Source organism: Microbacterium sp. Root53 (assembly GCF_001426925.1).
Lineage (GTDB): Bacteria > Actinomycetota > Actinomycetes > Actinomycetales > Microbacteriaceae > Microbacterium.
The window spans coordinates 20,666-40,647 of record NZ_LMFR01000022.1 but is presented as its reverse complement, the minus strand read 5'-3'; the positions used below and the strand labels follow the sequence as shown (position 1 = coordinate 40,647).

The window sequence follows — 19,982 nt, the reverse complement described above, 5'->3', positions numbered from 1 at the left end:
GACCTCACCTGCTCAGCTTGGGACCGGCCTCGAGCGTGCGCTCGTACTCGGCCTGCGCCTCGGCGTTGCGCTCGGTCACACGGGCGCCGCGGCGGGCGGCCCAGGCGCCGAACCAGATGGTGATCTCGCGGCCGAACACGAACGCGGCGATCGCCAGCGGCGACAGCAGCTGCTCCTCGACGAGCTGGAAGCCCTCGCTGGGCGTGATGTTCCAGAACGGCGCCTGCACCAGCTGTCCGGCGATGTGACCGAGGTACGCGATCGCGCCGACGAAGACCCCGAGGAGCACCCACGCGGCCCAGCGCGCGCGGTTGACGAGGGCGCCCAGCAGCCAGAAGCCCAGGAAGAAGACGACGACCGGCACCCAGAGCTCGAACGAGGTGAGCAGCTCGAGCGACGCGTCGGCGACGTTGTCCGTCGACACCTGGCCGAGCAGCGCGCGGTAGCCCAGCGTCGCGCCGAAGTACAGCACCGCGAACACCAGCGCGGCGAGGATGCCGATCGCGCCGGACGCACCGCGGTTGCCCTTGGCGCGCGGCGGCTCGGGGGCCTGCACGAAGATCGGCAGCTGCGCCGGCGGCGCCGCGGGGGCGGCGTGCTCGGGAGCGACCGGCTCGCTCGCGGTGATCGCGGGCTCGGCGGGCGGCGCGTCGTACGCGTCGCTGGCCGTGAAGGTCTGCGTGGTGTCGGCGGGCTCGAACCAGGGGTCGGGCCTCTTCGCGGGCTCGCCCGCGTCGGCGGAGCGCGTGGGCAGCGTGGTCGTCGCGCCCCGGTTCTCGAGGGCGTCGAGGTCGGCCGCGAGCGCCGCGTAGTCGGGCTCCTCGGCGGCGGGCGTCTCGTCAGCCGCGGGCCGCGTCACGGCCGCATCGTCCTGGGGCGACGCCACCGTGTCGATCGCGCCCGTGTTGCGGAACTCCCGGCGCGACGCGGGGATGTCGCCGGTGTCGGACGTCGGCGCGGGGGGCTCGCCCTCGGCACCCGGGTCGCCCGTGGCGGCCTCGGTGTGCGCGACGTCCGCGCCGGAGGCGTCGGTGTCGGCGTGCTCGGCTCGGGCGGCGTCATCCGCCGTGGGCGCCGGCTCGGCCGATCCCTCGATGGGCTCGCCGGTGATGGGCTCGCGGTCACGACCCTGGGCGTCACTCATTCGAAGCACTCCTCACGATGTCGGGGACGGTCCCCTGCCTTGCCCGAGGGTACCGGTCGGAGCGGACAGGGCCGGGGAGCCTCGCCGCGGTCGATCCGAGGAGGCCCGTAACGTGGGTGTCCCCGCTCCCGATCGGAAGGATGACCATGACTCTGTCCGGAACCCTGCTCGCCGACTCCACCCGGCCGGCCGTGATCGCCGACCTCGTCCGGGTCGTCGATGCGGAGCTCGCCGACAAGAAAGGCCTCTCGGGCGCCGCCGTCAAGGCCGCGTACTCGGGTGTGACGAAGGTCGTCCCCGACGCCGTGCCGAAGGCGGCGAAGCGCCTGCTGCCGGACGTCGCCCGTGCGCTGGATCCGTTCTGGGCCGACTTCCGGACGTCGGGCGGCCACGACTTCGGCGCGTACCTCGCGGGGCGCGGGGATGAGGCCTCGGCGGCGCTTCTCGCCGCGACCGACGCGAAGGTGGGCACGACGTCGCGCGACGTGGTGCAGCGCACGTACCGCGCATTCCGCGGTTCGGCGGCCGCGCACGTCCGGGCCGCGCTGCCCCGGCTCGGCGCCGCGCTGCAACGGCACGCCAGCTGAGCGAGGCAAGCGCCGGCAGCGGCTTCGGGGGTTTCGACTCGGTCGCTTCGCTCCCTCGCTCAACCAGCACGCGTGGTGGTTGAGCGAGCGAAGCGAGTCGAAACCCAGTAACCCGCCCACGAGTAAGGGCCCCGGCCGAAGCCGGGGCCCTTCTCATCCGTTCACGCTCAGTTGTAGGTGCCGGGCGTGAAGTCGTCCGTCGAGAACGCGTCGAAGTCGACGTAGCTGTAGTCGCCGTCCGCGAAGGCGCCGTCCGACGCGAAGATGCGGTTGGGGTACCGCTCGCTCTTCGCCTCCTCCGTCGCCTCGACCGTGACGTTGCGGTACTTCGCAAGGCCCGTGCCGGCGGGGATCAGCTTTCCGATGATCACGTTCTCCTTGAGGCCGACGAGCGGGTCGCGCTTGCCCTGCATGGCGGCCTCGGTGAGGACGCGCGTCGTCTCCTGGAACGAGGCGGCCGACAGCCACGACTCCGTCGCGAGCGACGCCTTCGTGATACCCATCAGCTCCGGACGACCCGACGCGGGGCGCTTGCCCTCGGCCACGGCCGCACGGTTGATGTCCTGGTAGCGACGCAGGTCGACCATCTCGCCGGGGAGCAGGTCGGTCTCGCCGTGGTCGACCACGGTGACCTTCCGGAGCATCTGGCGGACGATGACCTCGATGTGCTTGTCGTGGATCGGCACACCCTGCGAGCGGTACACGCCCTGCACGCCGCCGACGAGGTACTTCTGCACCTCGCGGGCACCCTGCACGCGCATGATCTCCTTCGGGTCGAGCGTGCCGACCTGGAGGGGCTGACCGACCTCGACGTGCTGGCCGTCCTCGACGAGGAGCGTCGCACGCTTCAGCACCGGGTAGACGACGGGCTCGTCGCCGTTGTCGGGCGTGATGATGACCTTCTTGGCCTTCTCGGTCTCGTCGATCGTGACGCGGCCGGCGGCCTCGGCGATCGGCGACGCGCCCTTGGGGGTGCGGGCCTCGAACAGCTCCTGCACGCGGGGCAGACCCTGCGTGATGTCGTCCGCCGAAGCCGAACCACCGGTGTGGAAGGTGCGCATCGTCAGCTGCGTACCGGGCTCACCGATCGACTGGGCCGCGATGATGCCGACGGCCTCGCCGATGTCGACGAGCTTGCCGGTCGCGAGCGAGCGGCCGTAGCACTGCGCGCAGACGCCGACGGCCGAGTCGCAGGTGAGCACCGAGCGCACCTTGATGGACTCGACGCCCGCCTCGACCAGGCGGTCGATGAGCACGTCGCCCACGTCCGAGCCGGCGGCGGCGAGAACGGTGCCGTCCTCGGCCACCACGTCGACCGCGAGGGTGCGGGCGAACACGGCGTTCTCGACGTTCGCGTCCTTGACCAGCGTGCCGGTCGAGTCGAACGCGGCGATCGGGTACTCGAGGCCCTTCGAGGTGCCGCAGTCGTCCTCGCGGATGATGACATCCTGCGAGACGTCCACGAGACGACGCGTGAGGTAACCCGAGTCGGCCGTACGGAGGGCCGTGTCGGCCAGACCCTTGCGGGCACCGTGCGTCGCGATGAAGTACTCCGCCACCGACAGACCCTCGCGGTACGAGGAGATGATCGGGCGGGGGATGATCTCACCCTTCGGGTTGTTCACCAGGCCTCGCATACCCGCGATGTTGCGGATCTGCAGCCAGTTACCACGGGCACCCGACGACACCATGCGGTTGATGGTGTTGTCCTCGGGGAACGCGGCGCGCATCTCCTTCTGGACCTCGTCGGTCGCCTCGGTCCAGATCTTGATGAGCTCCTGACGACGTTCGGCGTCGGTCGTGAGGCCCTTCTCGTACTGCGAGGTGACCTTGGCCGCCTGCTGCTCGTACTTGGCGATGATCTCGGCCTTGTTCGCGGGCGTGATGACGTCGCTCAGCGACACCGTGACACCCGAGCGCGTGGCCCAGTAGTAGCCGGCGTCCTTGACGCGGTCCAGCGTGGCCGCGACCTCGGTCTTCGGGTACTCCTCCGCCAGCTTGTTGACGATCTGCGAGAGCTTGCCCTTGTCGGCCTGCTCGCGCACGAAGGGGTAGCCCTTCGGCAGCTGGTCGTTGAAGATCGCCTGGCCGAGCGAGGTGTCCACGAGGCCCTTGGTCTCGTAGTCCTCGGGCGCCTGGCCCTCGAGGAAGGTCAGGCCCGGGATGCGGATCCGGATCTTCGCCTGCAGGTCGAGGGTGCCCTCGTCCTTCGCGAGCATCGCCTCGGCCACCGAGCCGAACACGCGGCCCTCGCCCTTGGCGCCGTCCTTCAGCGTGGTGAGGTGGTGCAGACCGATGATCATGTCCTGCGCGGGCAGGGTCACCGGGCGGCCGTCCGACGGCTTCAGGATGTTGTTCGACGCGAGCATCAGGATGCGCGCCTCGGCCTGCGCCTCCACCGAGAGGGGGAGGTGGACGGCCATCTGGTCGCCGTCGAAGTCGGCGTTGAAGGCCGCGCAGACGAGCGGGTGGAGCTGGATGGCCTTGCCCTCGACGAGCTGCGGCTCGAACGCCTGGATGCCCAGACGGTGCAGCGTGGGGGCGCGGTTCAGCAGCACCGGACGCTCGCGGATGATCTCCTCGAGCACGTCCCAGACCTCAGGGCGCGTGCGCTCGACGGAGCGCTTGGCGGCCTTGATGTTCTGCGAGTGACCGAGGTCGATCAGGCGCTTGATCACGAACGGCTTGAATAGCTCGAGCGCCATCTGCTTGGGCAGACCGCACTGGTGCAGCTTGAGCTGCGGGCCGACGACGATGACCGAACGGCCCGAGTAGTCGACGCGCTTTCCGAGCAGGTTCTGACGGAAGCGACCCTGCTTGCCCTTGAGCATGTCGCTCAGCGACTTCAGGGCGCGGTTGCCGGTGCCGGTGACGGGACGACCGCGGCGGCCGTTGTCGAACAGCGCGTCGACGGCCTCCTGCAGCATGCGCTTCTCGTTGTTCACGATGATCTCGGGGGCACCGAGGTCGATGAGGCGACGCAGACGGTTGTTGCGGTTGATCACGCGGCGGTACAGGTCGTTCAGGTCGGAGGTCGCGAAGCGGCCGCCGTCCAGCTGGACCATCGGGCGCAGCTCCGGCGGGATCACCGGGACCACGTCGAGGACCATCGCGGCCGGCGACATGCCGGTCGAGAGGAACGACGAGACGACCTTCAGGCGCTTGATCGCGCGGATCTTGCGCTGACCCTTGCCCTCGGTGATCTGCAGGCGCAGCGACTCGGCCTCGGCGGCCAGGTCGAACTCGGCCAGGCGACGCTGGATCGCCTCGGCGCCCATGTGGGCCTCGAAGTACTGGCCGAAGCGGTCCTGCAGCTCCTGGAAGACGTCGTCCTCCGCCTTGAGCTGGCCGACCTCGAGGTTGCGGAACTCGTCCCACATGCGCTCGAGCTTGGCGACCTGCTCGTCCGCGCGCTTGCGGATCGTCGCCATCTCCTTCTCGGCGGCGTCCTTGACCTTCTTCTTCTGGTCGGCCTTGGCGTCCTCGGCCTCGAGAGCGGCGAGCTCCTCCTCCAGCTTCTGGAGGCGGGCGGCGATGCGGGCATCGCGGCGGTCGCCGATGTTCTTGATCTCGAGACGCAGGTTGTTCTCGTGGGTCGGCATGTCGCGGTGACGCGCATCCTCGTCCACGGAGATCACCATGTAGGCGGCGAAGTAGATGACCTTCTCGAGGTCCTTCGGCGCCATGTCGAGCAGGTAGCCCAGGCGCGAGGGCACGCCCTTGAAGTACCAGATGTGCGTGACGGGCGCGGCGAGCTCGATGTGGCCCATGCGCTCACGGCGGACCGAGCTCTTGGTGACCTCGACACCGCAGCGCTCGCAGACGATGCCCTTGAAGCGCACGCGCTTGTACTTGCCGCAGGCGCACTCCCAGTCGCGCGAGGGGCCGAAGATCTGCTCACCGAACAGACCGTCCTTCTCGGGCTTCAGGGTGCGGTAGTTGATGGTCTCGGGCTTCTTGACCTCACCGAAGGACCAACGACGGATGTCGTCGGCGGTGGCCAGGCCGATGCGAAGCTCATCGAAAGTGGTTGCGTCGAGCAATTGATGTCTCCTGTTTGGAAATCTCTGTATCGGCCGGGCTTAGATCTCGTCGATCGAGGCGGACTCGAAGCGGCTCGAGATGTTGATGCCGAGCTCCTCCGCCGCGCGGAAGGCCTCGTCGTCGGTGTCGCGGAGGTTGACCGCCGTGCCGTCGGCCGAGAGCACCTCGACGTTCAGGCAGAGCGACTGCATCTCCTTCATGAGCACCTTGAACGACTCGGGGATGCCGGGCTCCGGGATGTTCTCGCCCTTGACGATCGCCTCGTACACCTTGACGCGGCCGAGGATGTCGTCGGACTTGACGGTCAGGAGCTCCTGCAGCGCGTACGCCGCACCGTAGGCCTCGAGGGCCCACACCTCCATCTCACCGAAGCGCTGGCCGCCGAACTGCGCCTTACCACCCAGCGGCTGCTGCGTGATCATCGAGTAGGGACCCGTCGAGCGCGCGTGGATCTTGTCGTCCACGAGGTGGTGCAGCTTCAGGATGTACATGTAGCCGACCGAGATCGGGAACGGGTACGGCTCACCCGAGCGGCCGTCGAACAGCTGGGTCTTGCCCGAGCTGTCGATGAGGCGGTCGCCGTCGCGGTTCGGCAGGGTCGAGTCGAGCAGACCCGCCAGCTCCGCCTCGTGCGCGCCGTCGAACACCGGGGTCGCGACCTTGGTGCGCGGGGCGGCCTCGAGGGCCTCCTCGGGCAGGTGCTTCGCCCACTCCGGCATGCCCTCGATCTTCCAGCCCTGCGCCGCGATCCAGCCGAGGTGCAGCTCGAGCACCTGGCCGAAGTTCATGCGGCCGGGGACGCCGAGCGGGTTCAGGATGATGTCGACCGGCGTGCCGTCGGCGAGGAACGGCATGTCCTCGACCGGCAGGATCTTCGAGATGACGCCCTTGTTGCCGTGGCGGCCGGCGAGCTTGTCGCCCTCGGTGATCTTGCGCTTCTGGGCGATGTAGACCACGACGCGGCGGTTGACGCCCGAGCCGAGCTCGTCGTCGCCCTCCTCGGCGTTGAACTCCTTGACCGCGATGACGGTCCCCTGCTCACCGTGGGGCACCTTCAGCGACGTGTCGCGGACCTCGCGGCTCTTCTCGTTGAAGATCGCGCGGAGCAGGCGCTCCTCGGCCGAGAGCTCGGTCTCGCCCTTGGGCGTGACCTTGCCGACGAGGATGTCGCCGGGACGCACCTCGGCGCCGATGCGGATGATGCCGCGCTCGTCGAGGTCCTTCAGCAGCTCCGGGCTGACGTTGGGGAGGTCACGCGTGATCTCCTCCTTGCCGAGCTTGGTGTCGCGGGCGTCGACCTCGTACTCCTCGATGTGGATCGAGGTGAGGGTGTCGTCCTTCACCAGGTTCTGGCTGAGGATGATGGCGTCCTCGTAGTTGTAGCCCTCCCAGTTCATGAACGCGACCAGGAGGTTCTTGCCCAGCGCGAGCTCGCCGTTCTCGGTGGCGGGGCCATCCGCGATGACCTCGCCGACCTCGACGCGGTCGCCCGCGTCGACGATCACACGCTGGTTGTAGTTGTTGCCCTGGTTCGAGCGGTCGAACTTGCGCAGGAAGTAGTCGCGCGTGCCGCCCTCGTCGAGCTGCAGGCGGACGTAGTCGGCCGAGACCTCGACGACCACGCCGGCCTTGTCGGCGATGAGCGTGTCACCGGCGTCGATCGCGGCGTAGTTCTCCATGCCCGTGCCGACCAGCGGCGCCTCCGCGCGGAGCAGCGGCACGGCCTGGCGCTGCATGTTGGCACCCATGAGGGCGCGGTTCGCGTCGTCGTGCTCGAGGAACGGGATCAGCGACGTGCCGACCGACACCATCTGGCGCGGCGAGACGTCCATGTAGCCGATCTCCTCGGCGGGGACCAGGTCGACCTCGCCGCCGACCTGACGCGCGAGCACGCGGTCCTCGGCGAACGAGCCGTCGGCCTTCAGCGGCGCGTTGGCCTGGGCGACGATGTACGCCTCCTCCTCGGCAGCCGTGAGGTAGTCGATCTCGTTCGTGACCTTGCCGTCGACCACGCGACGGTAGGGCGTCTCGATGAAGCCGAACGAGTTGATCCGCGCGAACGAGGCGAGCGAGCCGATCAGACCGATGTTCGGGCCTTCCGGCGTCTCGATCGGGCACATGCGGCCGTAGTGCGACGGGTGGACGTCGCGGACCTCGACGCCGGCGCGCTCACGCGACAGACCGCCGGGACCCAGCGCCGACAGGCGGCGCTTGTGGGTCAGGCCCGCGAGCGGGTTGTTCTGGTCCATGAACTGCGACAGCTGCGACGTGCCGAAGAACTCCTTGATCGCGGCCACGACGGGGCGCACGTTGATCAGGGTCTGCGGCGTGATCGCCTCGATGTCCTGCGTGGTCATGCGCTCGCGGACGACGCGCTCCATGCGCGACAGACCGGTGCGGACCTGGTTCTGGATGAGCTCGCCGACCGCGCGGATGCGGCGGTTGCCGAAGTTGTCGATGTCGTCGACCGACAGGCGCAGCTCGGCGGGCTTGCCGCCCCGCACACCCTCGAAGGTCTCGTCGCCGCGGTGCAGGCGGACGAGGTACTTGATCGTCGCGACGATGTCCTCGACGGTCAGCACCGAGTCGCTCAGCGGACGGTCGATCCCGAGCTTCTGGTTGATCTTGTAGCGACCCACCTTGGCCAGGTCGTAGCGCTTCGGGTTGAAGTAGAAGTTGTCGAGCAGCGCGCGGGCGGCCTCGGCGGCCACCTGCTCGCCCGGACGCAGCTTGCGGTAGATGTCGCGGAGCGCGTCCTCCTTGGTGAGGATCGTGTCCTTCGCGAGGGTCTCCTCGATCGACGCGATGCCGGCGAACTCGGCGAGGATCTCCTCGCTGGTCATGCCGAGGGCCTTGAGGAAGACCGTGACCGACTGCTTGCGCTTGCGGTCGATGCGGACGCCGACCTGGTCGCGCTTGTCGATCTCGAACTCGAGCCACGCGCCGCGGCTCGGGATGACGCGCGCCGACACGATGTCCTTGTCGGACGTCTTGTCGGGGGTCTTGTCGAAGTAGACGCCGGGCGAGCGCACGAGCTGCGAGACCACGACACGCTCGGTGCCGTTGATGATGAACGTGCCCTTGTCGGTCTGCAGCGGGAAGTCGCCCATGAAGACCGTCTGGGTCTTGATCTCACCGGTCTGGTGGTTCATGAACTCGGCCTCGACGTAGAGCGGGGCCGCGTAGGTCTTGCCGCGGTCCTTGCACTCCTCGATCGAGTACTTCTCGGGCTCGAGGTACGGGTTCGTGAACGAGAGCTGCATGGTCTCGCTCAGGTCCTCGATCGGCGAGATCTCCTCGAAGATCTCCTCGAGTCCGCTCCGCTCGGGGACGTCGTTGCGGCCGGCGGCCTTGGCCTCGGCGACGCGGGCCTTCCAGGCCTCGTTGCCGACCAGCCAGTCGAACGACTCGGTCTGCAGCGCCAGCAGGTCGGGGACCGTGAGCGTGTCGGAGATCTTGGCGAACGAGAGGCGGGATGCCCCGCGGCCGTTCTTGGGAGTGGTGGTGGTTGCGTTGCGCGCAGCAGCCAAGGGGATTACCTCCATGAGCGACCGTGGCGGGGCCGCTGAGTTCCTTGTCGACAGGTGAGGTGCGACTCCGTACATCCCGTACACCCAGACCACACGCCGCTATCTGCGGGGATCATGAGCACCAGCCGACCACCATATGAAGGCATGGGGGAATCCAAGGAGCGCAAATACCCACTATAGGACGCCCGACACGCGTTGTCCAGCGGATCCTTGACGAAGGTTCCCCCCTCCGGTATAAACCCGCGCGATTCCGGGTCGCGGGCCGCTCGTTGAGCGACGGTCGTCCAGCGGCGGCGCCGGACGGCGGGGGCGAGACTGCAACGCCCGCGCGAGACTGCATCCCCGGCGCGAGACCGCAGTGGTCCGCTGCTGTCTCGGCGGAGGGATGCAGTCTCGCGATCGCGGCGGCCGCGCGTCGATCGACCTCGCGTCAGCGACGGCGGAGGACGGCGTGGGCGAGGAGGCCCGCGGCGAGCGCCCAGAAGGCGGCGCCGATGCCGAGGATCGAGATGCCGCTCGCGGCGACGACGAACGCGATCGCGGGCGCGATGCGGCCTCCGTCCTCGGCCATGGCGGCGCGCAGGGACGAGGCGAGGGTCGGGATGAGCGCGACGCCGGCGACCGCGGCCAGGACGACCGGGGCCACCCCCACCAGCGTGGTGATCGCGGTGGCCAGGGCCGCGAGCGCCAGGTAGAGGACCGCCGCGACGCGCACGGCGCGCCAGCGCTCCGCCTTGTCCGGATGGGCGTCGGGGGAGGCGGCGAGCGCCGCGGTGATCGCGGCGAGGTTGATCGCGTGGCCGCCGAAGGGCGCACCGAAGACGGTGCCGACGCCCGTGACCGCCATGCTCTCGCGCCACGGGGCGCGGTATCCGTACGAGCCGAGCACCGCCGCGCCGGGGACGTTCTGCGACGCCATGGTCACGATGTACAGGGGCAGCGCCAGACCCAGCACCGCTGACCAGGTGAAGGCGGGTGCCATCGGCTCGAGAACCGGGAGGACGGGCCCATCCGCACCCCCGCGCACGACCGCCTCGATGGCCAGGATCACCAGGCCGACCGCGAAGGCCGCGGGCGCCGCCCAGGTGGGGGCGAGCCGCATCAGGACGAGCCAGACCAGGATGACCGGCGCGACGGCGAAGGGATCCTCGACGACGCCGCGCACCGGCGCGAGGCACAGGCCGACGAGAACTCCCGCGAGCATGGCCTGGGCGATCGGCGCGGGGATGGCGGCGACGAGCCGCGACAGCCCCGGCCACAGGGCCGTGAGCACGATGAGCACGCCCGCGACGAGGAAGGCGCCCACCGCGGCGGGCCATCCGCCCTCGGGCACCGCGGCCGTGGCGAGGAGCGCCGCGCCGGGCGTCGACCAGGCGAGGACGACGGGCATCCGGGTGCGCTGCGCGAGCCACAGCATGCCGAGCGCCTGGGTGAGGCACAGCGCGACGAGCCCGGAGGCGGCCTGCGCGCGCGTCGCGCCGACCGCCTCGAGCCCGGTCAGCACCACAGCGGAAGAGCTCGCGAACCCGACGAGCGCGGTCGTCACGCCGGCGAGCGCGATCCGTCCCCGTTCCATCCGGCCAGGCTATGGGGTTCGATCGGTCGGGATGTTTCATGACGTTTCGACTCGCTTCGCTCGCTCAACGACCGAGAGTGAGGGCTCGCTCGCTCAACGACCGAGGGTGAGGGGGAGCCGTACCCTGAGACGCATGGGGCGGCAGCGGCGGCGCGAGGCGGAGACGCCGTCGGCGCGGCTGTCCGACGGGCGGATCGCGCGGATCATCCCGAGCCCGTACGTCGCGGGGTATGAGGTCGACGTCGACGGGACGCCGCAGTCCCACGTGGATCCGTCGGACCCGCGCCACCTGCACTTCGAGTACGTCGCGCGGATGGGCGTCGTGATCGACCAGCTGCCCGAGGGGCCGCTCACCGCGGTGCACCTCGGCGCGGGCGGGCTGACGATCCCGCGGTACATCGAGGCGACGCGGCCGGGCTCGCGGCAGCAGGTGATCGAGATCGAGCAGGCGCTCGTCGACCTGGTGCGCGAGAACCTGCCCCTGCCCCGAGGCGCGAGCATCCGGATCCGGATCGGCGACGCGCGCGACGGGCTGTCGCGCCTGCCTGCGGCGATGGCGGGGTCGGTCGATCTGCTGGTCTCGGACGTGTACTCGGGCGCGCAGACCCCCGCGCACCTCACGACCGTGGAGTTCTACCGCGCGGCCGCGCGCCTGCTCGCGCCGGCCGGCGTCCTGCTGGTGAACGTCGCCGACGGATCGGGGCTGGCGTTCGCGCGCCGCCAGGTGGCGACCATCCGCGAGGTGCTGCCCGAGGTCGTCGTGCTCGCCGAGGTGCAGGTGCTCAAGGGCCGGCGGTTCGGCAATCTGGTCATCGCTGCGTCGGCCGCTCCCCTGCCGACCGACTGGCTGCCGCGGCTCATGGCGGCCGGCCCGCACCCCGCGAAGGTGGCGCAGGGCGCCGAGGTGGACGCGTTCGTCCAGGGCGCGCGCCCGGCCGTCGACGGCGACGCCACCGACTCCCCGAAGCCGAGCCAGGTGCTCTTCGAGCGCTGATCGATCCGGATGTCCTGGGCGTGCCCTGCTGCGGCTCGCGGATGTCTCGGGGACACTGGACAGGCGGATCGCGAGGGATCGGGAGAGATCGCGAGTGCGGGAAGGGAGCCAGGCGAGTGAACTACATCCACGGGTACGACACCGAGTCGCTGCGTGAGATCGTCGACCCCGTCGAGTGCGCCCGCCGCCTGGACGAGATCGGCCACCTCCGCAGCCTTCCGGCGATGCTCGAGCAGGTGTGGCTGCTGAAGGTGCTCGGCCGCCTCGACGAGTCGCTGCCGCTGTCGGAGCAGGCGGTGCGCCTGGCGCGCATGTCGGGCACGCGGAAGGACCTGCTGCGCGCCCGCATCCTGCACGCGAGCGTCAACCACTGGCTCGGCAAGCACGCCGCGGCCGAGGCGGAGCTGTCGACCTGCATCGACGAGGCCCTCGGCCAGAGCTGGAACAGCATCGCCGCGTTCGCGCTCTCGCACCGCGGCAAGAACCGCTACGACGCGGGCGACATCCACGGCGCACGCGCCGACTTCAAGCAGACGCTGTTCCTGCGCCAGGAGTCCGGCGCCAGCGATGAGGAGCTCGAGCCCGTCATGCAGTGCATCGAGGCGGCCGACCGGCGCCGCCACCAGAGCGCCATCGCCTGACGCGCGGCGGCCGGTGCGCCGGATGTCCGACGCCCCGGATAGCGTTTCGGATGTGTCGGATCTGGAGCGCGTGCGGGTCTGGGCCAACGCCCTGATCGCCCATCACCTCGATCCGGCGTGGACGTTCGGCTTCGACAACGCCAAGCGCCGCGCCGGACTGTGCGACTACACGCGCAAGCGCATCTCGGTGTCGCGCTACCTGGCCGCGCGCTACGACGACGAGACCAACCACCAGACCCTGCTGCACGAGGTCGCGCACGCCCTCGCCGGTCCCGCCGCGGGCCACGGCCCCGAGTGGAAGCGCGTCGCGCGCGAGCTGGGCTACGTGGGCGGCACGACGCATCACGGCGAGACCGCGAACGAGCTCGCCCCCTGGGTCGGGGTCTGCCCGGCCGGCCACACCGCCTACCGCCATCGCCGCCCCACGCGCGCCATGTCGTGCGTGCTGTGCGCGCCGCGGTTCGACCCGCGGCACCAGTTCCGCTGGATGCGCCGCGAGATCACCGCGGCGACGCGGCTCGCGGCCGCCACCCCGCGATAGGCCGAGGCGGGATGTCGCGCCGCCACCCGTTCGCGCCGCGACATCCCCGCCCCGGGGTCATCAGGCCGGGGACAGCTCCTCGATCGGCTCGGCCACCGTCGCCGGGCGCGCCTCGCGAGCCGTGCGGGCCGAGCGGTCGACGGCCTTCGCCGCGGCCAGGATGCTGAGCACGGCGTAGAACGCGATGAAGGCCGACAGCAGCCAGGTGTCACCCCCGGCCCACTGCACGAACACCACGGCGAGCAGCGGCGTCAGGCCGTTCGAGAAGATGCTGCCCACCTGGTAGCCGAGCGAGACGCCCGAGTAGCGCAGGTCGGTCGGGAACTGCTCCGCGAACCAGGCGGCCTGCGGTCCGTAGATCGCGTCATGGAGCACGTTCATCCCGAGCACGAACACCGCCCACACCCAGATCGGGGAGCCGGACTCGAGGATCCCGAAGAAGGGCCACACCAGGATGCCGATGCCGGCCGCCGCCGCGATCGCGATCGTGCGGCGCCCGTACCGGTCGCTCAGCCATCCCCACAGCGGGGTGGTGAAGACGCTCAGGGCCGCGACCGCGATCAGGATGGTCACGCCGATCTGCGCGTCGCCGCGCTGCTCCTTCAGGTAGTTCAGCGAGTACACGGTCAGGATCGAGAACCACGCGGGCTGCACGAGGCGCAGGCCGATCGTCACGAGCACTCCGCGCGGCGCCTCGCGCAGCACGGCCACGACCGGCAGCCGGCGGACCTCGCCGGCCTCACGCAGGCGCTGGAACTCGGGGGCGTCCTCGACGCCGAGCCGGATCACCAGGCCGATCACGACGAGCACGGCGCTCGCGAGGAACGGCACGCGCCAGCCCCACGCCGCGAACGCCTCGGGACCGAACGCCGCCTGAGCCACCGCGAGTGCGCCCGTGGCGAGCAGCAGGCCCGCGGCCGAGCCGACCTGCGTGAAGGAGCCGAAGAACCCGCGGCGCCGGTGGGACGCGTGCTCGGTCGACAGGAGCGCGGATCCGCCCCACTCGGCGCCCACGGACAGGCCCTGCGCCAGACGCAGCACGACCAGGCCGATGACCGCTCCGATGCCCCACACCTCGTAGCCCGGAAGGAGGCCGATCAGGAACGTCGCCACGCCCATGAGGAGCAGCGAGTACACGAGCAGACGCTTGCGGCCGATCCGGTCGCCGAGGTGGCCCGCGATGATGCCGCCCAGCGGCCGGGCGGCGAATCCGACGCCGTACGTGGCGAATGCGGCGATCAGGCCGACCGTGGGGTCGGTGGACGGGAAGAACGTCGCGCCGAACACCAGCGCGGAGGCCTGCGCGTAGATGTAGAAGTCGTACCACTCGATGGTCGTGCCGACGAAGCTCGCGGCGAGGACGCGGCGGGTCGCCGCGGGGCTCGGCGTAGTGGCGGCCGGCGCGCTCGGGGCGTCGGTTCGGACTGCGCTGGTCATGGCGTCTCCTTTCCGGGGGTCCTCCCGAGCGTGCTGGCCGCCCGGATCCGTCGGCAAGGGCGCGCGCAACACGGCGTCGTGCGACGTAACGCAGCGTCACGGAGAGCCCTCTCCGGTCACTGGGCCGGGTCAGGATGGAGGCACCGCTGCCGCCGTCCGAGGGAGACTCATGCCCGTTCGCCCGCCGCTCCGTCTCGCCGCGTTCGTGATGGACACGGTCTCGCACATCCAGCACGGGCTGTGGCGTCACCCCGAGGCGCGCCAGCACGAGTTCGACGACGTGCGGATGTGGATCGACCTGGCGAAGACGCTCGAGCGCGGCCGGTTCGACACCCTGTTCTTCGCGGATGTGGTGGGCCTGTACGGCCCGGCCGACGGCGACTACACCGTGAACGCGCGCGAGGGCCTGCAGGTGCCCAACGCCGATCCGTCGATCCTGGCCGCGGCGCTGGCGACCCACACCGAGCACCTCGGGCTGGCGTTCACGAGCTCGGTGCTTCAGGCGCATCCGTTCGAGTTCGCGCGGCGCGTGTCGACGCTGGACCACCTGTCGCGCGGCCGGATCGGATGGAACATCGTCACGAGCGCGCTCGACGGCGCCGCGCGCAACTTCGGCCACGACCGGCTCGAGGAGCACGACGAGCGCTACGCGTGGGCGCAGGAGTACGTCGACGTCGTCGCCAAACTCTGGGAGGGCTCGTGGGACGACGACGCGTTCCGCGCCGACAAGGCGGCGGGCGTCGTGTCGGACGCGTCCGGCATCCACCGGATCGACCACGTCGGGCAGCGCTACCGGGTCGCCGGGCCGCACCTGTCGAAGCCCTCGCCCCAGCGCACGCCCGTGCTGTTCCAGGCGGGCTCGTCGCCGGCCGGACGGGCGTTCGCGGCGCGCAACGCGGAGGCGCAGTTCATCTTGACATCCACGCGCGAGAAGACCGCCGAGCTGATCGCGTCGACGCGCGCCGACGTCGCGGCGGCCGGGCGCCTGCCCGAGGACCTGCTGTTCTTCCTGGGCCTCACGTTCGTGATCGGGTCGACCGAGGAGGAGGCCAGGCGCCGCTCCGCCGAGATCGACGAGCTGCTGTCGCCCGACGGGTTCCTGCTGCACTCGAACCTCGGCTACGACCCGGAGACGGGCGCCGCGCTGGATCCCGACACTCCCCTGTCGCAGGTCAAGACGCAGTTGGGCCAGTCGCACCTGCAGTGGCTGCGCGAGGCGTCCCCGGACCGCGAGCCGACGATCCGGGATCTCGCGGGACTGTCGGCGAAGCTGCGGGCGCGGGTCGTCGGCACCCCCGAGCAGATCGCCGACGAGCTCGAGCAGTGGCAGGACATCGGCGTCGACGGGATCAACGTCATGAACTGGTGGCTGCCGGGCAGCTACGAGGAGTTCGTGGACCACGTCGTGCCCACGCTGCAGGATCGCGGCCTCGTGCAGCGCGAGTACGCGGAGGGCACGCTGCGGCGCAAGCTCTTCGGCCACGACCAGCTGCCGGATCGCCATCCCGCGCGCCGCTGGCGGGGGGCGTTCTCGTGAGCCTCGTAGAGCGCTTCGCGCCGCTGATCGACGAGGTCCGCGAGGGAGCGGTCGAGCGGGAGCTCGCGGATGCCGCTCCGCACGACGTCGTGCGGTCGCTGGCGGACGCGGGGATCGGGGCGGTCCGGCTGCCCGAGGCGGGCGGCGCGTCGATCGCCGACACGATCGAGCTGGTGATCGCGCTCTCGGCCGCGGACTCCAACGTGGGGCACCTGCTGCGCAGTCACTTCGGCTTCGTGGAGCTCGTGCTGCGGCGGGCGCCGGGCTCCGACCGCGACGAGTGGATCCGGCGGATCGCCGGGGGCGCGCTGGTCGGCAACGCCACGAGCGAGCTCAGCGGCACGACGCTGGCCGACATCAGCACCGCCGTGACGGAGGACGACGAGGGCTGGCGGCTCGACGGGCGCAAGTTCTACTCCACGGGCACGGCGTACTCCGACTGGGTGTACCTCGCCGCCGCGCGCGACGGGCGGCGGGTCACGTTCGCGGTCCCGACCGACGCCACCGGCGTCCGCGTGCTCGACGACTGGGACGGCTTCGGCCAGCGCCAGACGGCGAGCGGGACGACCGTGTTCGACGGCGTGCGCGTCGACGAAGCCGACTTCGCGGTGTACGGCGAGGGGCCGCTGACGCACATCCAGGCCTTCTACCAGCTGCACCTCGTGGCCGTGCTGGCGGGCATCGCGGACGAGGTCGTGCGGGACGCCGCCGCGTTCGTCCGCCCGCGCACGCGCAGCTACGTCCACGCGAACACCGCGCGCCCGGCGGACGACCCGCAGGTGCTCGAGGTGGTCGGGCGGCTGTCGACCGCGGCGTTCGCCGTGCGGGCCGCGACGCTCGAGGCCGCGCGGGGGCTGGATGCCGCCGTCGCGGCGACCCCGCCGGGAGAGCCCGTGGATCGCGGCCTCCTGGAGCGGGCCGAGGTCGCCGTGTACCGCGCGCAGGTGCTGGCGACCGACGAGGTGCCCGCCGCGGCGACCCGCCTGTTCGAGATCGGCGGCGCGTCGGCGACCGAGCGCACCAGGGCCCTGGACCGCCACTGGCGCAACGCGCGCGTGGTCGCGAGCCACAACCCGGCGGTGTTCAAGGCCCGCACGATCGGCTCCTGGGAGGTGTCGGGACGGAGCCCACTCGACGCGTGGATCCGCTACGAGACGGTCGGACCGACGCGGTTCTGAGCCGGCGGCGGCTTCGAGGGTTTCGACTCGGTCGCTTCGCTCCCTCGCTCAACCACCACAGGGTGGGACCCCCGGCGGGCGACACAACGCAGGAGCGGACGGACGCCGGCGGGCCGCCACCCGCGGAAACACGCGGATGGCGCGCCCGGGATGCGTGGGAGGTCCTGCGTTGTGTCGGCGAAGCAACCGCCGGGGCTATGACCGGGGCCGGGAGTACTCGAGCTCGGGGCGGCCGCGGGAGCCGTGGCGCGGGGCGCGGACGGCCACGCCGCGGTCGGCGAGGTGCTCGAGGTAACGGCGGGCCGTGACCCTGGAGAGGCCGAGCGCCTCGGCGACCTCGCTGGCCGAGCGGGCCTGCTCGCTCGCGGCGAGCAGCTCCGACACGGCGTCGAGCGTCTCCTCCGACAGTCCCTTGGGCAGTCCCGGGGCGTTCGAGGTGCGCAGCGCCGCGAACGCGCCATCGACCTCGCGCTGGCTCAGCGTCGACACGGGGGCGGTCATCCGGTCGGAGAACGCGCGGTACGCCGCGAGCTTCTGGGCGAACACCTCGAACACGAACGGCTTGATCAGGTACTGCACGACGCCGACCGCGACCGCCTGCCGCACCGCGTCGAGCTCGCGCACGGCGGTGACCGCGATCACATCGACCACCAGGCCGGATGCCCGCAGCTCGCGGCACAGCGTCAGCCCGTGCCCGTCGGGCAGGTTGAGGTCGAGCAGCAGAAGGTGGATGCGCTCGCCACGGGCCACCGCGTCGCGCAGCTCTCGGCGGGCGGCGCTCGCGGTGTGGGCGATGCCCGCCAGCTCGAAGCCCTCGATCCGGCCGACGTACTCGCCGTGCGCGGCGGCGGTGCGCGGATCGTCCTCGACCACCAGCACGCGGATCATCGCGCGACCCCCGTGGGCTGCGCGACGGGCCCGATCGCGGGCGCCCCGGGCGCCGGCAGGATCGCCGTGAACACGGCGCCGCCGCCCGGCGCCGAGGTCACCTCGATCGTGCCGCCGAGGCCCTCGACCACCTGGCGCACGAGCGTGAGCCCGTAGCCGTGGGCCTGCGACTCGGCGTCCTTCGTCGAGTACCCGCGACGGAAGATCCGCTCGCGCTCCTCCTCGGGCACGCCGTCGCCGCTGTCGGTCACCTGGAACACCAGCGACCCGTCGTCCGCGCTCGCGAGGTACACCTCGACCCACGCATCGGTCTGCCCGGTGCGGGCGGCGCGGCGCGCGGCGGCGTCGATCGCGTTGTCGATCAGGTTGCCCAGGATGGTCACGACGTCGGCCGGCTGCAGGCCCTGCGTGCCCGGGGCGAGGTGGGTCTCGAAGTGCATCTCGACCGCGCGCTCGTGCGCCTGCGCGGCCTTGCCGAGCATGAGCGCCGCGATGACCGGCTCGTCGACGGCGTGCAGCACCCGGTCGGCCAGCCGCTGGCCGAGGTCGCGCTCGGACGCGGCGAACCGCAGCGCCTCGTCGGGCCGGCCGAGCTCGATGAGCGACGCGATCGTGTGGAGGCGGTTGTCGAACTCGTGCGCCTGAGCGCGCAGCGCATCCGAGATCGTCCGCACGCTCGACAGCTCGCCCGTCACGCGCCGCAGCTCGGTGCGGTCGCGCAGGGTCAGGATGTCGGCGTCGCGGCCCGCGAGCTCGGTCCCGTCGCGCGCGACGAGCAGGTCGCGGCCGGCGAGCCGCACGACCTCCTCGCGGTCGGCGCCCGTCAGCAGGTCGCGGACGCCATCCGGCAGCCCGGGGTCGTCGACCGCGAAGGGCGGCGTGCGCGCGAGGTCGAGCATCCGGGTCGCCTGGTCGTTGGCGAGCACGACGCGCGGCGGCTCCCCCGGGCGGCGCTCGATCAGGAGCAGCCCCTCCTCGAGCGAGTGCAGCACGGCCTCGTGCGCCGCGAACAGCCGGGCGAGCTCGTCGGCGTCGCGGCCGTCGGTCACGCGGTCGAGCCGCCGGAACAGGCCCCACGCGGCGAGCGCGCCGAGCCCGACCACCACGACCGTGAACAGCCCGACCAGCTGCAGCCGCACGAGGATCGCGTCGGTCACGTTCTGCAGCGTGACGCCGGCCGACACGAGTCCGACGATGTCGCCGCCCGAGCGCACCGGCGTGACCGCGCGCACGGAGGGACCGAGCGTGCCCTCGTAGACCTCGGTGAACGTCTCGCCCGCCAGAGCGGGCTCGATGGTGCCGAGGAACCGCCCGCCGATCCGTTCCGGGTTCGCGTGCGTGTAGCGCGTGCGGTCGGTGTCCATGATCGTGACGTAGTCGACGTCGGTCGCGCGCAGGATGCCCTCGACGTACGGCTGCAGCACGGACGACGCCGCGGCGACCGAGCCGTCGCGGTCGCTCGCCGCGCGCTCGTGCGCCGCGGCGACCGCCTCGATCACGGTGGGGTCGATCGCGAGCGTCGTGGCGAGATCCGCGCTCGTCTCGGCCGCGCGCTCGTGGGCCGATGTGTGGGCGTCGTACGCGAGCCCCGCGAACACCACGGCCGCCCCCGCGAGCAGCACGAGCGCGAACTCGATCAGGAACCGGCGCGCGATGCTGCGGCGGCGCTCCCGGATGGGCCGCGCCGCCTCCGCCGGATCGCCGCGTCGGGACATGCTCCCCATTGTGACCGCCCGCCGGCCGCCCCGCCCGGTCGGCGCCGGTGCCGGCCGAGAACACTATGCACGCAAATATCCACGGCGGCGGCCGTCCCGAGAGGATCGGGGCGCACGCCGACGGCGCTGTGCATCCGCCCCATCCGGGCGGAGCGGGCGCCCCGACCCGA

Annotated in this window: 13 protein-coding genes; 6 read left to right on the top strand and 7 right to left on the bottom strand. The window is 71.3% G+C overall.

Features of this window, described 5'->3' with window-relative positions; genetic code table 11:
- Positions 1-4: 4 nt before the first annotated feature.
- Positions 5-1,144, bottom strand: a complete 1,140-nt coding sequence (locus ASD19_RS10140; RefSeq protein ID WP_055992100.1) for a hypothetical protein — start codon at positions 1,142-1,144, stop codon at positions 5-7.
- Between the two features lie 146 nt (positions 1,145-1,290).
- Between ASD19_RS10140 and ASD19_RS10135 the strand changes: the two genes are divergently transcribed.
- Entirely contained in the window at positions 1,291-1,731 is a 441-nt protein-coding gene (locus tag ASD19_RS10135) for a DUF6918 family protein (RefSeq protein ID WP_235563024.1), read from the top strand.
- A 167-nt stretch (positions 1,732-1,898) separates the two neighbouring features.
- On the opposite strand, the gene ASD19_RS10130 is transcribed toward ASD19_RS10135, so the two are convergent.
- The 3 genes from ASD19_RS10130 to ASD19_RS10120 form a co-directional block, all read right to left on the bottom strand.
- The gene (locus ASD19_RS10130) at positions 1,899-5,774 is read right to left on the bottom strand and encodes a DNA-directed RNA polymerase subunit beta' (protein ID WP_055992094.1); all 3,876 of its coding nucleotides are present in this window, start codon (positions 5,772-5,774) and stop codon (positions 1,899-1,901) included.
- A gap of 39 nt (positions 5,775-5,813) precedes the next feature.
- Positions 5,814-9,305 carry a DNA-directed RNA polymerase subunit beta gene (rpoB, locus tag ASD19_RS10125; protein ID WP_055992091.1) on the bottom strand — a complete coding sequence of 1,164 codons (3,492 nt, stop codon included), beginning with the start codon at positions 9,303-9,305 and terminating at the stop codon, positions 5,814-5,816.
- 430 nt (positions 9,306-9,735) lie between these two features.
- Entirely contained in the window at positions 9,736-10,881 is a 1,146-nt protein-coding gene (locus ASD19_RS10120; RefSeq protein WP_055992085.1) for a benzoate/H(+) symporter BenE family transporter, read from the bottom strand.
- A 133-nt stretch (positions 10,882-11,014) separates the two neighbouring features.
- Between ASD19_RS10120 and ASD19_RS10115 the strand changes: the two genes are divergently transcribed.
- The 3 genes from ASD19_RS10115 (at position 11,015) to ASD19_RS10105 (ending at position 13,057) form a co-directional block, all read left to right on the top strand.
- A complete protein-coding gene (locus ASD19_RS10115; protein ID WP_055992083.1) occupies positions 11,015-11,875 on the top strand; it encodes a spermidine synthase in 861 nt (286 codons plus the stop codon).
- Positions 11,876-11,991: 116 nt separating this feature from the next.
- A complete protein-coding gene (locus ASD19_RS10110; protein WP_055992081.1) occupies positions 11,992-12,516 on the top strand; it encodes a hypothetical protein in 525 nt (174 codons plus the stop codon).
- Between the two features lie 52 nt (positions 12,517-12,568).
- Complete coding sequence (locus ASD19_RS10105; RefSeq protein ID WP_055992079.1) at positions 12,569-13,057, top strand: SprT-like domain-containing protein; 489 nt, start codon at positions 12,569-12,571, stop codon at positions 13,055-13,057.
- A 60-nt stretch (positions 13,058-13,117) separates the two neighbouring features.
- On the opposite strand, the gene ASD19_RS10100 is transcribed toward ASD19_RS10105, so the two are convergent.
- A complete protein-coding gene (locus tag ASD19_RS10100) occupies positions 13,118-14,494 on the bottom strand; it encodes an MFS transporter (protein ID WP_055992076.1) in 1,377 nt (458 codons plus the stop codon).
- A 169-nt stretch (positions 14,495-14,663) separates the two neighbouring features.
- Between ASD19_RS10100 and ASD19_RS10095 the strand changes: the two genes are divergently transcribed.
- A complete protein-coding gene (locus tag ASD19_RS10095; RefSeq protein WP_055992073.1) occupies positions 14,664-16,031 on the top strand; it encodes an LLM class flavin-dependent oxidoreductase in 1,368 nt (455 codons plus the stop codon).
- Complete coding sequence (locus ASD19_RS10090; protein ID WP_235563023.1) at positions 16,028-17,209, top strand: acyl-CoA dehydrogenase family protein; 1,182 nt, start codon at positions 16,028-16,030, stop codon at positions 17,207-17,209. The genes ASD19_RS10095 and ASD19_RS10090 overlap by 4 nt, the downstream gene beginning before the upstream one ends.
- 195 nt (positions 17,210-17,404) lie before the next feature.
- Here ASD19_RS10090 and ASD19_RS10085 read toward each other — a convergent pair whose 3' ends face one another.
- Positions 17,405-18,097: a response regulator gene (locus tag ASD19_RS10085; RefSeq protein WP_055992070.1), complete on the bottom strand. Its 693-nt coding sequence runs from the start codon at positions 18,095-18,097 to the stop codon at positions 17,405-17,407.
- Positions 18,094-19,812, bottom strand: coding sequence for a sensor histidine kinase (locus tag ASD19_RS10080; protein WP_055992067.1), 1,719 nt, complete (start codon positions 19,810-19,812; stop codon positions 18,094-18,096). Before ASD19_RS10080 ends, ASD19_RS10085 begins: the two co-directional genes overlap by 4 nt.
- Positions 19,813-19,982 lie beyond the last annotated feature (170 nt).

What these genes read in the sequence shown, in the direction of transcription:
- ASD19_RS10140 (WP_055992100.1), bottom strand. Translation starts at nt 1,144, where the DNA reads ATGAGTGACGCCCAGGGTCGTGACCGCGAGCCCATCACCGGCGAGCCC.
- ASD19_RS10135 (WP_235563024.1), top strand. Translation starts at nt 1,291, where the DNA reads ATGACTCTGTCCGGAACCCTGCTCGCCGACTCCACCCGGCCGGCCGTG.
- ASD19_RS10120 (WP_055992085.1), bottom strand. Translation starts at nt 10,881, where the DNA reads ATGGAACGGGGACGGATCGCGCTCGCCGGCGTGACGACCGCGCTCGTC.
- ASD19_RS10115 (WP_055992083.1), top strand. Translation starts at nt 11,015, where the DNA reads ATGGGGCGGCAGCGGCGGCGCGAGGCGGAGACGCCGTCGGCGCGGCTG.
- ASD19_RS10100 (WP_055992076.1), bottom strand. Translation starts at nt 14,494, where the DNA reads ATGACCAGCGCAGTCCGAACCGACGCCCCGAGCGCGCCGGCCGCCACT.
- ASD19_RS10095 (WP_055992073.1), top strand. Translation starts at nt 14,664, where the DNA reads ATGCCCGTTCGCCCGCCGCTCCGTCTCGCCGCGTTCGTGATGGACACG.
- ASD19_RS10085 (WP_055992070.1), bottom strand. Translation starts at nt 18,097, where the DNA reads ATGATCCGCGTGCTGGTGGTCGAGGACGATCCGCGCACCGCCGCCGCG.
- ASD19_RS10080 (WP_055992067.1), bottom strand. Translation starts at nt 19,812, where the DNA reads ATGTCCCGACGCGGCGATCCGGCGGAGGCGGCGCGGCCCATCCGGGAG.